We start from the raw sequence: 13935 nt of genomic DNA on the forward strand, positions 1-13935 counted from the left end.
CGTCCCGCGCCGCCGGTGGCGGCGCGGGCCACCCGGTCATGCCGACTCCGCCACGGCCTGCTGAACGGACTCGCGGCAGCACGGCGGCCGGAAAAAGGCCGGATATGCAGTGACTCACACCAATAGGAATGGCCCCGTTACCAAAACGTTACAAGGCTCCACCTTGCTCGAAACTAGATTCACTAACGCAAATTGAGTGATCGGATCGGCTGAGTCGGCACCCAGACCTCGCTCGTCAGGTATGGGCGGTCGGACCGACGGGAGTGACCACCGCCGTCCACTCCGAACCGTCCCACGGACAGAGGAGATCTTCGTGCCCCGACTCAGTCGGCGCCGAGCCCCGCTCGCCGCAGTCACCATGGCGTTACTCGCCCTTGCACTCATCCTGGCCGCCGCACCGGCCCCGATCACCGGCCCCGCCGCCGCTCAGGCCGCCCGCCCCACCGTTCCGGTCGCCGCGGCGGCGGTGGAGCCGTTCTCCGTCCTGGTCTTCTCCAAGACCGCCGGATTCCGACACGACTCGATCCCGGCCGGCATCAGCGCGATCCAGCAACTCGGCACGGCGAACGGGTTCACCGTCACCACCACCGAGGACAGCGCCGCCTTCACCGACACCAACCTCGCCAGGTTCCAGGCGGTCATCTGGTTGTCGACAACCGGTGACGTGCTCAACGCCAGCCAGCAGGCGGCCTTCGAGCGCTACATCCGCGCCGGTGGCGGATACGTCGGCGTGCACGCCGCGTCGGACACCGAGTACGACTGGGCCTGGTACGGCCAACTGGTCGGTGCCTACTTCAACAACCACCCGGCCAACCAGACGGCGACGGTGAAGGTCGAGGACACCACCCACGAGTCGACCCGGCACCTGCCGGAGCGGTGGTCCCGTTACGACGAGTGGTACAACTTCCGCACCAACCCCCGCGCCCGTCAGGTGCAGGTGCTGGCCTCGCTCGACGAGCGCAGCTACAGCCCGGGCAGCGGAGCGATGGGGCACGACCACCCGATCGCCTGGTGCCAGAACTTCGACGGTGGCCGGTCCTGGTACACAGGTGGCGGGCACACCCAGGATTCCTTCGCCAACGCCGAGTTCCGGCAACACCTGCTCGGTGGTATCCAGACCGCTGCCGGGGTGGTGCACGCCGACTGCGGTGCCGGCCGGGCCGCCAGCTTCGAGAAGGTGACCCTGGACAGCAACACCAGCAACCCGATGGAGCTGGACATCGCCCCCGACGGGCGGGTCTTCTACATCGAGCGCGACGGCCGGGTGCAGATCATCAAGCCGGACACCGGCCAGACGGTCACCGCGCTGCGGCTGAGCGTCTTCGCCGGCAACGAGGACGGCCTGCTGGGCATCCGGCTCGACCCCAACTTCGCCAGCAACGGGTGGGTCTGGCTCTACTACGCCCCGAGCGCGGGTGGCTCCCGCAACCACCTGTCCCGGTTCACAGTCACCGGAGACACGATCAACCCGTCGAGCGAGCGGGTCGTCCTGGAGGTGCCCACGCAGCGCAACACCTGCTGCCACATGGGCGGGACGATGACCTTCGACTCGGCCGGCAACCTGTACCTGGCCACCGGGGACAACACCAACCCCTTCGAGTCCGGTGGCTACAGCCCGTTGGACGAGCGCTCCGGCCGGTCTGACTACGACTCGCAGCGCACCGCCGGAAACACAAACGACCTGCGTGGAAAGGTGCTCCGGATCCGGCCGCAGGCCGACGGGACGTACACCATTCCGGCCGGCAACCTGTTCGCCCCGGGCACCGCGCGGACCCGGCCGGAGATCTACGCGATGGGTCTGCGCAACCCGTTCCGGATCGGCATCGACCCGGTCACCGACGTGCTCTACGTCGCCGACTACGGCCCGGACGCCACCACCAGCAACCCGAACCGGGGCCCGGCGGGACTGGTGGAGTGGAACATCGTCGACCGGCCCGGCAACTTCGGCTGGCCGTACTGCCACGGGTCGAATCAGGCGTACAACGACTACCAGTTCCCGTCCGGCCCGAGCGGATCGAAGTTCAACTGCGCCGCGCCGGTGAACAACTCCCCGAACAACACCGGCCTGACCAACCTGCCGGCGGCCATCCCGGCCACCGTCGACTACGGCTACGGCGGTGACTCCCGGTACCCGGAGATCGGCGGCGGTGGAGCGCCCATGGCCGGACCGGTCTACCGGTACGACCCGAACATCTCGTCCCGCCGCCAGTGGCCGGCGTACTTCGACGGCAAGGCCATGTTCGGCGAGTGGAACCAGTCGCGGATGTACACCATGCAGGTCAGCCGGGACGGCAAGTCCCTTGTCGACATCAACCGGATCCTCGACCAGATGACCTTCGTCCGGCCGATGGACTTCGAGTTCGGCCCCGACGGCGCGCTGTACCTGATCGAGTGGGGCAGCGGCTTCGGCGGCAACAACGACAACTCCGGCGTCTACCGGATCGACTACACGGCCGGTGCCCGCGCCCCGATCGCGGTCGCCTCGGCGAACCCCACCTCCGGAGCGCCACCGCTCGCCGTCACCTTCTCCAGCGCCGGCTCGCGCGACCCCGACGGCGGAGCGCTCACCTACGCCTGGACGTTCGGCGACGGCGGCACCTCCACCCAGGCCAACCCGACCCACACGTACGCCCAGTCCGGGAGTTACACGGCGCAGCTGCGGGTGACCAACCCGGCGGGACGGAGCGCGGTGGCGAACGTGCCGATCACCGTCGGCAACACGGCACCGACCGTGACCATCGAGTTCCCGCCGGACGGTGGTTTCTTCGCCTGGGGTGACCAGGTCGCCTACACCGTCAAGGTCACCGACCCGGAGGACGGGACGATCGACTGCGACGAGGTCGAACTCCAGGTCCTGCTCGGCCACGACGAGCACGCCCACCCGCTGGAGCGGCACACCGGCTGCACCGGCACGGTGCAGACACAGCTCGCCGACGGCCACGGGGCGGAGGCGAACGTCTTCACCGTGCTGGAGGCGACCTACACCGACCAGGGCGGGTCCGACGGGGCCGAGCCGCAGACCGGCCGGGCGCTCGTGGTCCTTCAGCCGAAACGCAAGGAGGCCGAGTACTACTCCGCCACCGGGCGGGTGACGGGCGCCACCGGGGGCGGCACCGCCGGGGTGGAGCGGGAGACCACAGGTGACACCGCCGGCGGTGGGCAGAACATCGGATTCATCGAGGACGGCGACTGGTGGTCGGTGAGTCCGGCCAGCCTGACCGGCGTCACCTCGATCCAGTTCCGGGTCGCCTCGGCCACCTCCGGCGGCCGGATCGAGGTACGCGCCGGAGCCGCGGACGGACCACTGATCACCACCGCCAACGTGACCGGTACCGGAGCATGGCAGACGTACACCGACATCACCGCGCAGATACCCAACGGCGCCGCCGCGGAGGGCGCGTTGTACTTCGTCGCCCGGGACCCGAACGGCGGCTCCGGCACCCTGTTCAACGTCAACTGGATGGACTTCGTGGGCCCCGGGGTGAGCGGCAACGCCCCACCGACGGTCACCGCCTCGGCCACCCCGACCAGCGGGACCGGGCCACTGGCCGTGGCCTTCACCGGTACGGCGACCGATCCGGACGGGGACACCCCCCTGACGTACGCCTGGGACTTCGGCGACGGTGAGAGCGCGGACACGCTCAGCGCCACCCACACGTACACCACGCCGGGCAGCTACACCGCCACCCTGACGGTCACCGACAGCCGGGGCGCGCGGGGGCAGGCCAGCGTGCCGATCCGGGTCGACGGGGCGGGCAACCCCTGCCAGGCCGAGCCGGGGCAACTGCGGTCCGACGAGTTCACCGGCACCTCCCTTGATCGTCAGCGGTGGACCGGCGTGGTGCGCGGAACCGAGTCGTACTCCCTCGCCGACGGTTCGCTGCGGCTGCCCACCGCGGCGGGTGACCTCTACGGCACCCGCAACGACGCCACGAACCTGGTGCTCCAGCCCGCGCCCAGCGGGGCCTGGCAGGCGACCACCCGGGTCACCGTGGCGGCCCGGGCCGACTACCAGCAGGCCGGTCTGCTGATCTACGGCGACGACGACAACTACGCCAAGCTGGACCTGGTCTACGGTGGAAACCGGAAGGTCGAGTTCCTCCGGGAGACCGCCGGCACCCCGCGCAACGAGAGCGCGGACTCCACCGCGGCGCCCACCGGTGACACCATCCATCTGCGACTGACAAGTGACGGGACGAACCTGACCGCCGCCTACTCGACGGACGGGCAGACCTTCACCGCGGTCGGCCGGTCCGCCGCGCTGGCCGGGATCAGCAACCCCCGGATCGGTCTCTTCGCCCTCAACGGCGGCACCACCGCGCCGGTGGTGAACGCCCAGTTCGACTGGTTCCGGATCACCCCGGACGCCACCACGGGCGTCGTCGCACCGTCGGACGAGTTCACCGGCACCAGCCTGGAGAAGTGCCGGTGGAACGCCGTGGTGCGGGAGGACTCGACCCGGTACCGGGTGACCGACGGCTCGTTGCGCATCGACGTGCCGAACGGTGACATCTACGGCACCGGCAACACCGGGCCGACGAACTTCATCCTCCAGAACAGCCCGGCCGGGAACTGGACCATGCAGACCCGGGTCGACGGCAGTCTGCTCAACGAGCAGTACCAGCAGGCTGGTCTGCTGGTCTACGCCGACGACGACAACTACCTCAAGTTCGACTACGTGACGGACAACGCGGCCGGTCAGGCGGTCTCGCGGCGGATCGAGTTCCGCAGCGAGGTCGGCGGGGCGGTGCAGAGTACGCAGCCGCAGGCGACCGGCCTGACCCAGGGAATCTGGCACCTGCGGCTGGCGCGTAGCGGAAACACCTTCACCGCCGCGTACTCGGCCGACGGCACGAGTTGGACGACCGTGGGGACGTTGACGAGCACCGCGGTCGGGACGACCCCGAGGGTGGGCCTGTTCACTCTCGGCGCCAACCAGACCGCCTCGAAGACGGCCGCGTTCGACTACTTCCGGCTCACGCCTGGGTAGTCGGCCGATCTGACCGAACCACCACCGCCGGCCCGTACCTCTGCCCGAGGTGCGGGCCGGCGGCCGTGGTGGTTTGGCCGGGCTGTGCGGGAATGTCGCTTGCGTTTACCGAACTGTTATCAATTGAAGCCTTGCCATTAATCGTTCTAACGGAACTAATTTGTTCAGCGACTCGACAAAAATGCTGGCACGGCACCCTTCGGCAAGGTGTCCGGACCAGCTCCATCTGGGACGGTCTTCGGCGGGCCGACCCCGTGACCCCTGTCCAGCAAGGACAAAGGAGACCGGAGTGCCCCGAACACCTCGTGCCCGCGCACCCCTGACCGCCGCCTTTCTCTCCCTCGGCCTCGCCGCGACCATGCTCCTGGCGGCCCCGGCCGCCCAGGCCGCACCGGCTCCCGTCGCCCAGGCCGCTCCGGAGGCCGCCGCCGAGACATTCTCGGTGCTGGTCTTCTCCAAGACCGCCGGCTTCCGCCACGCCTCCATCCCCACCGGCATCGCCGCCATCCAGGAACTCGGCGTCGAGCACGGTTTCACCGTCGACACCACTGAGGACGGTGGTGCGTTCACCGACGCCAACCTCGCGCAGTACCGGGCGGTCATCTGGCTCTCCACCACCGGAGACGTGCTGACCGCCGACCAGCAGGCGGCGTTCGAGCGCTACATCCAGGCCGGTGGCGGCTACGCCGGCATCCACGCCGCCGCCGACACCGAGTACAGCTGGTCCTGGTACGGCGAGCTGGTGGGGGCGTACTTCAACAGCCACCCGGCCAACCAGACGGCCACCGTCAAGGTCGAGGATCCGGCGCACCCCTCCACCGCGCACCTGCCGGAGCGCTGGTCCCGGTACGACGAGTGGTACAACTACCGCACCAACCCGCGCGGTTCGGTGCACGTGCTGGCCACCCTCGACGAGACCAGCTACAACGCCGGTTCCGGCGCGATGGGGCATGACCACCCGATCGCCTGGTGCCAGGACTACGACGGCGGCCGGGCCTGGTACACCGGCGGCGGCCACACCGACGAGTCGTACGCCGAACCGGAGTTCCGCACCCACCTGCTCGGCGGCATCCGCACCGCCGCCGGCATCCAGGGTGCCGACTGCGGGGCGTCGCTGACCGCCAGCTTCGAGAAGGTGACGCTGGACAGCAACACCAGCAACCCGATGGAGCTGGACATCGCCCCCGACGGCCGGGTGTTCTACATCGAGCGCGACGGCCGGGTGCAGATCGTCAAGCCGGACACCGGCAACACGGTCACCGCCATCGACCTCGACGTCTTCACCGGCAACGAGGACGGTCTGATCGGCATCCGGCTCGACCCGGACTTCGCCACCAACAACTGGGTCTACCTCTACTACGCGCCGAACGACGGGGTGGCGCGCAACGTGCTCTCCCGGTTCACGGTGAGCGGTGACTCGATCGACGCGGCCACCGAGGAGGTCGTGCTCCAGGTCGACACCCAACGCAACACCTGCTGCCACGCCGGCGGCACCATGACGTTCGACTCCGACGGCAACCTCTACCTGGCCACCGGGGACAACACCAACCCGTTCTCGTCCGACGCGTACACGCCGATCGACGAGCGGCCCGGACGCGCCGACTACGACGCGCAGCGCACCTCCGGCAACACCAACGACCTGCGCGGCAAGGTGATCCGGATCCACCCGGAGGACGACGGGACGTACACCATCCCGGAGGGCAACCTCTTCCCGCCGGGTACGGAGCAGACCCGGCCCGAGATCTTCGCGATGGGTTTCCGTAACCCGTTCCGGATCGGCATCGACCCGGCCACCGACACCCTCTACGTCGCCGACTACGGCCCGGACGCCTCGTCGGACAACCCCGACCGTGGTCCCGAGGGCCTGGTGGAGTGGAACATCGTCGCCGAACCGGGCAACTACGGCTGGCCGTACTGCACGGGCACCAACGAGGCGTACAACGACTACCAGTTCCCCTCCGGCCCGAGTGGACCGAAGTTCGACTGCGCCGCCGTGGTGAACAACTCACCCAACAACACCGGCCTGACCAACCTCCCGCCGGCCATCCCGGCCACCGTCGACTACGGCTACGGCGGTGACCCGCGCTACCCCGAGATCGGGGGCGGCGGCGCGCCGATGGGCGGCCCGGTCTACCGGTACGACGCCGACCTCGACTCGAACCGCAAGTGGCCGGCGTACTACGACGGCAAGGCGCTGCTCGGCGAGTGGAACCAGTCGAAGATGTACACGATGCAGGTCTCCGCGGACGGCACCGAGCTGGTCGACATCAACCAGCTGCTCACCGGGATGTCCTTCATCCGCCCGATGGACTTCGAGTTCGGTCCCGACGGCGCGATGTACCTGATCGAGTGGGGCAGCGGCTTCGGCGGCAACAACGACAACTCCGGCGTCTACCGGATCGACTACATCGCCGGTGACCGGGCGCCGATCGCGGTGGCCAGTGCCGAGCCCACCTCCGGGCAGGCCCCGCTGGAGGTGACCTTCTCCAGCGCCGGCTCGCGTGACCCCGACGGCGGAGCGCTCACCTACGCCTGGACGTTCGGCGACGGTGGCACCTCCACCGAGGCCAACCCCACCCACACGTACGCCGAGGCGGGCAACTACACCGCCCAGCTCACCGTCACCAATCCCAAGGGCCGTACGGCGGTGGCGAACGTGCCGATCACGGTGGGCAACACCGCGCCGACCGTGACGATCGAGTTCCCGCCGGACGGTGGCTTCTTCGACTGGGGCGACCAGGTCAAGTACACGATCACGGTGACCGACCCGGAGGACGGGGAGATCGACTGCGCCGACGTCCAGCTCCAGGTGCTGCTCGGTCACGACGAGCACGCCCACCCGCTGGAGCAGCACACCGGCTGCACCGGCACGGTGCAGACCCAGCTCGCCGCCGGCCACGGCGCGGAGGCGAACGTCTTCACCGTCTTCGAGGCGACCTACACCGACCAGGGCGGGTCCGGCGGAGCCGACCCGCTCACCGGCCGGGCGATCGAGATTCTCCAGCCCAAGCGCAAGCAGGCCGAGTACTTCACCGCGACCGGCCGGACCGAGGACGGCACCGGCGGCGGCGACGCCGGGGTGATGCGCGAGACCACCGGCGACACCGCCGGCGGCGGCCAGAACATCGGCGCCATCGAGGACGGCGACTGGTGGTCGGTCGTACCGGCCGACCTGACCGAGATCGACGAGATCCGCTTCCGGGTCGCCTCGGCGACCAGCGGCGGCGTGATCGAGGTCCGGGCCGGCGCGGTCGACGGCCCGGTGGTCGCCTCGGCGACCGTGCCGGGTACCGGCGACTGGCAGACCTACACCGACGTCACCGCACCGGTGACCGGTGCGGCGAGCGGTTCGCTGTACTTCGTGGCCCAGGACCCGGCCGGCGGCGAGGGATCGCTGTTCAACGTCAACTGGGCGGACTTCGTCGGCAAGGGCGTCACCGACAACGCACCGCCGGCGGTCACCGCCACCGCCACGCCGGCCACCGGCACCGCGCCGCTCACCATCGCGTTCGGCGGCACCGCCACCGACCCCGAGGGCGACACCCCGCTCACGTACGAGTGGGACTTCGGTGACGGCGGCACGGCGGACACGCTCCAGGCCGAGCACACGTACGCCGCACCCGGCAACTTCACCGCCACCCTGACGGTGACCGACAGCCGTGGTGCCCGGTCGTACGCGACCGTGCCGGTCCGGGTCGACTCGCCGAACACGTCGTGCCTCGGGGCACGTTCGGACAACTTCGACGGCGACACGCTCGACCGCGACCGGTGGACCAGCGTGGTGCGGGAGAACCAGCTCCTGTCCGTCTCCGACGGCGCGCTGCGGCTACCCACCGGGGCCGGTGACCTGTACGGCAGCCGTAACGACGCCACAAACCTGGTGCTCCAGCCGGCACCGTCGGGCGCCTGGCAGGCGACCACAAAGGTCACCCTGCCGGTGACGGCCAACTACCAGCAGGCCGGCCTGCTGGTCTACGGCGACGACGAGAACTACGCCAAGCTGGACCTGCTCTACAACGGCAGCCGGCGGGTGGAGTTCATCCGGGAGACCGCCGGCACCCCACGGAACGAGGGTGACGACAGCACCGACGCACCGGCGGGTGACACCGTCTACCTGCGGGTGAGCAGCGACGGCACCAGCCTGACCGCCGCGCTCTCGGCCGACGGCCAGACCTTCACCCCGGTCGGTCGCTCGGCCGCGTTGGAGGGCATCGAGAACCCGCGGATCGGCCTGTTCGCGCTCAACGGGGGCACCGACGCACCCGTGGTGGAGGCCGAGTTCGACTGGTTCCAGGTGATACCGGACGAGCCGGCCGGCCCGGTCGACCCGTCCGACGAGTTCACCGGCATCTCGCTGGACAAGTGCCGGTGGAACGCGATCCTCCGGGAGGACCTGAGCGCCTACCGGGTCAGCGATGGCGCGTTGCACATCGACGTGCCCAACGGTGACATCTACGGCACCAACAACACCGGGCCGACGAACTTCATCCTCCAGAACACGCCGAGCGGCGACTGGACGATGGAGACCAAGATCGACGGCAGTCTGCTGGACGAGCAGTACCAGCAGGCCGGTCTGATCGTGTACGGCGACGACGACAACTACCTGAAGTTCGACTTCGTGGTGGACAACCAGGCCGGCCAGCCGGTGTCCCGGCGGATCGAGTTCCGCAGCGAGATCGACGGGACGATCCAGGATCCACAGCCGGGTGCGGAGAACCTGACCTCGGCCGAGTGGTATCTGCGGCTGGTTCGCAGCGGTGACACCTACACCGCGTCGTACTCGGCCGACGGCACCACCTGGACGGCCCTGACCGAACTCACCAACGCGGCCGTCGGGGCTACCCCGAAGGTGGGCGTGTTCACCCTCAGTGGCAACCAGACCGCCTCGAAGTCGGCGTCGTTCGACTACTTCCGGTTCTCCACCGAGGCCGGACCGGACGACGACACCGCCCCTGTCACCACGGCCGAGGTGTCCGGCACCCCGGTCGAGGGTTGGCTCACCGGCCCGGCGACGGTCACCCTGACCGCCGCCGACGAGGACGGCGGCAGCGGGGTGGCGCGCACCGAGTACCAGCTCGATGACGCCACCGAGTGGACCGCCTACACCGAGCCGGTGCCGGTGACCGGAGACGGCGAGCACGAGCTGCGGTTCCGCTCCGTCGACGAGGCCGGCAACGTGGAGGAGACGAAGGCGGTCACCGTCCGCATCGACGCCACCGCGCCGGTCAGCACCGCGACGTTCGCCCCGGCGAACGACGAGGGCTGGCACGACGGCACCGTCCCGGTGGTGCTCACCTCGACCGACGCCGGTTCCGGGGTGGCGCTGCTGGAGTGGTCGCTGGACGGCGGCGACTGGACGCCGTACACCGAGCCGGTCGAGATCAGTGGCGACGGGGACCACGAGCTGCTCTACCGGGCCACCGACACCGCCGGCAACGCCGAGACGTTGAAGGCGGCGGTGGTACGCATCGACGGCACCAAGCCGACCCTGTTGGTCTCCGGCATCGCCGACGGCCAGCTCTACGGTGACAGCCAGGACGTCCGGGTGTCCTGGCAGGCGGTCGACCCGACCTCGGGCATCGCGACAGTGGTCGGCCGGCTCAACGACCGGCCCTACGTCAGCGGCACGCTCCAGGCGATGTACGAGCTGCCGCTGGGCCTGCACGAGCTGACCGTCACCGCGACGGACAAGGCGGGCAACGACACCACCACCACGGTCCGCTTCTTCGTCACCACCTCGTTCCGGGACATGCAGAACCTGCTGGACCGGTTCAAGGCGACGGGCCGACTCAGCAACAAGGCGTACAACCAGTTGTCGAAGCGACTCTCCAACGCCCGTACGGCGGAGGCGAGCGGCAACGACAAGCGGGCGATCAACCAGCTCACCGCGTTCCGCACGTTGGCCGGTGACGCAGAGTTGGTCGGCGAGGCGGAGATCCGGGACGTGCTGATCCGGGACGCCGATGCCATGATCGTCCGGCTCGGCGGCTCGGCCAGCACGATGGGCGTACGCGCCAACGACGGCGAGTCCGTCAAGGGTGCCGGTCGCCTAGGTGGCGACCCCACCCGCCTGGCCCCCAACCGCAAGCTGTAAGCCCACGGCCCCGCCCGGCACCGTCCGGGCGGGGCCCCTTCACACAGCTCAGTTGATCATGAGGTTGGCGGCAACTCTGGAGCAACTTCGCCGCCAACCTCATGATCAACGCACGAGAGTGTGGCGCGGATCAGCGGTCGAGGACCGTGCGGAGGGCCTTCAGGTCGTCCTCGGTGGGGTGCCAGGCGCCGGCCTCCGCGTTGGCGCGTACCTGCTCGGGTGTGGTGGCTCCGGCGATGACGGAGGTGACCGCCGGTTGGGCGGCCAGCCCGCCGATCGCCACGTGCAGCATCGGCACACCCCGTTCCGTGGCGTACGCCTCGATGCCCTCAATGGTGTCCCAGTCGGCGGCGGCGAGCCGCTGGGCGTACCGGCCACCGCCGGCCAGGCGGCTGCCGGCGGGTGGCGCCTCACCCCGCTTGTACTTGCCGGTGAGCAGCCCGTTGGCCAGCGGGAAGAACGGCAGCATGCCCAACCCGAAACGGTCACAGGCCGGCAGCACCTCGATCTCGACGTCCCGGTTGAGCAGGCTGTAGTGGTTCTGCGCGCTGACGAACCGGGTGAGCCCCCGGGTCTTCGCCGCCCAGTCGGCGTCGGCGATCTGCCAGCCGGCGAAGTTGGAGTTGCCGAGGTACCGCACCTTGCCGGCGCGGACCAGGTCATCCAGGGCGGAGAGCGTCTCGTCGATCGGGGTACCCGGATCCGGCTCGTGGAACTGGTACAGGTCGATGTAGTCGGTGTCCAGCCGCCGCAACGACGCCTCGACCGCCCGGATCACGTACCGCCGCGAGCCGCGTACCCCGAAGTCGCGTCCGTTGCTGCCGGCCATCGACATGCCGAACTTGGTCGCCAGCACCACGTCGTCCCGGCGGCCCTTCAGGGCCGCGCCGAGCTGTGCCTCCGAGGCACCGTGCGGCTCGCCGTAGATGTCGGCGGTGTCGAAGAAGTTGATTCCGGCGTCGAGGGCCGCGTCGACCACCGCCCGGGTGCCGTCGAGATCGAGTTTGCGGCCGAAGTTGTTGCAGCCGATCCCCACGACGGACACCACGAGCCCGGAGTCGCCCAGCCGGCGATAGGTCATCTCACTCACGAGATCACCATATGTCGCCCCGTCGGGTGGTCGCAGGGGCGACCGCGGGACCAGACCGCTCAGGCCACGTCCCAGACCGGCTCGTCGGTCTCGACCACCTCGCCGTCGCCCCGGAACAGCAGGAACCGGTCGAAGGTCCGGGTGAACCAGCGGTCGTGGGTGACCGCCACCACCGTGCCGGAGAACGCGGTGAGCCCGGCCTCCAGCGCCTCGGCCGAAGCCAGGTCGAGGTTGTCGGTGGGCTCGTCGAGCAGCAGCATGGTCGCGCCGGACAGCTCCAGCAGCAGCACCAGGAAACGGGCCTGCTGCCCGCCGGAGAGGGTGCCGAAGCGCTGGTCACCCTGCCCCGCCAGCTCGTACCGGGACAGCGCCGCCATGGCCGCGTGACGATCCATGCCGGACCGGTGCTCGTCACCCCGCCAGAGGATCTCGACGAGCGTCCGCGCCATCAACTCGGGCCGGTCGTGGGTCTGCGAGAAGTGACCGGGACGCACCCGCGCGCCGAGTCGGGCCACCCCGTCGTGCGCCACCGGGGCCAGCGCCGCCGCACCGTCGACCGGGCTGTTCGCCGGGTCCGGGTCCGTCCCGCCCCGGGCCAGCAGACGCAGGAAGTGCGACTTGCCGGTTCCGTTGGCACCGAGCACCGCGAGGCGGTCGCCGTACCACAACTCCAGGTCGAAGGGGTAGGTCAGGCCATCCAGCTCCAGCTGCTCGCAGACCAGCGCCCGCTTCCCGGTCCGTCCGCCGGCCAGCCGCATCCGGATGTCCTGCTCCTTCGGCGGTACGGGCGGCGGCCCGGCCTCCTCGAACTTGCGCAACCGGGTCTGCGCCGCCTGGTAGCGCGAGGCCATCCCGTCGTTGTACGCGGCCTTCTGCTTGTACATCAGCATCAGCTCGCGCAGCTTCTGGTGCTCCTCGTCCCACCGTTTGCGCTGCTCGTCGAGACGGGCGTGGCGGGCCAGCCGGGCCGCGTGCCAGCTCGCGAAGCCGCCCGGGTGCACCCAGGCGCTGCCGCCCTCCACCGCGACCACCCGGTCGGCGGTGTGCGCCAGCAACTCCCGGTCGTGCGAGACGTAGAGCACCGACTTGGCCGACTCCCGCAGCCGCGCCTCCAGCCAGCGCTTGCCGGGTACGTCGAGGAAGTTGTCCGGCTCGTCGAGGAGCAGCACCTCGTCCGGACCGCGTAGCAGTAACTCCAGCGCGAAGCGCTTCTGCTGCCCGCCGGAGAGCGTCCGGACCGGACGCTGCCGGGCGGTCTCCCAGGGCAGGTCGAGGACGATGGTGGCGACGGTGTCGAAGAGCACCTCGGCGTCGTACCCGCCGGTCTCCCCCCAGGCGGCCAACGCGTCGGCGTACGCCAGTTGGGCCTTGCCGGCGGCGGTGCTGTACTTGCCGCGCACCTCGGCGTCGCGCATGGCCGCCTCGGTCTCCGCCAGCCGGCGCCCGGCCTCGCGCAGCGTCGGCGGTGCGAGCGACAGAGCCAGGTCGGCGAGGGTCGACTCGTCACCGATCATGCCGATGAACTGGCGCATGACACCCAGCCCACCGGTGCGCGCGATCGCACCGGTGCGCACCGGCAGGTCACCGGCGACCATCCGCAGCAACGTCGTCTTGCCCGCGCCGTTCGGCCCGACCAGCGCCACCTTGGCACCCTCGCCGACCCGGAACGACACGTCGGCGAAGAGTTCCCGCCCGTCGGGCAGGACATGCCCGACCGCCGCCACGTCCACGTATCCCACGCGGGCATCCTGCCCGAGCCGG

General features: G+C 69.9%; 4 protein-coding genes. 2 read left to right on the plus strand and 2 right to left on the minus strand.

Annotation, left to right across the window (positions count from 1 at the left end):
• The first annotated feature begins 358 nt into the window (after positions 1-358).
• Together ACN26Z_RS27535 and ACN26Z_RS27540 are read left to right on the plus strand one after the other, a co-directional pair.
• A complete protein-coding gene (locus tag ACN26Z_RS27535) occupies positions 359-4990 on the plus strand; it encodes a ThuA domain-containing protein (RefSeq protein ID WP_373870651.1) in 4632 nt (1543 codons plus the stop codon).
• A gap of 289 nt (positions 4991-5279) precedes the next feature.
• Positions 5280-11084: a ThuA domain-containing protein gene (locus ACN26Z_RS27540; protein WP_421464038.1), complete on the plus strand. Its 5805-nt coding sequence runs from the start codon at positions 5280-5282 to the stop codon at positions 11082-11084.
• Between the two features lie 130 nt (positions 11085-11214).
• On the opposite strand, the gene ACN26Z_RS27545 is transcribed toward ACN26Z_RS27540, so the two are convergent.
• Entirely contained in the window at positions 11215-12165 is a 951-nt protein-coding gene (locus tag ACN26Z_RS27545) for an aldo/keto reductase (RefSeq protein ID WP_421464736.1), read from the minus strand.
• Between the two features lie 68 nt (positions 12166-12233).
• The gene (locus tag ACN26Z_RS27550; RefSeq protein ID WP_421464040.1) at positions 12234-13913 is read right to left on the minus strand and encodes an ABC-F family ATP-binding cassette domain-containing protein; all 1680 of its coding nucleotides are present in this window, start codon (positions 13911-13913) and stop codon (positions 12234-12236) included.
• Positions 13914-13935 lie beyond the last annotated feature (22 nt).

Source organism: Verrucosispora sp. WMMD703 (genome assembly GCF_049178935.1).
Classification (GTDB): domain Bacteria; phylum Actinomycetota; class Actinomycetes; order Mycobacteriales; family Micromonosporaceae; genus Micromonospora; species Micromonospora sediminimaris.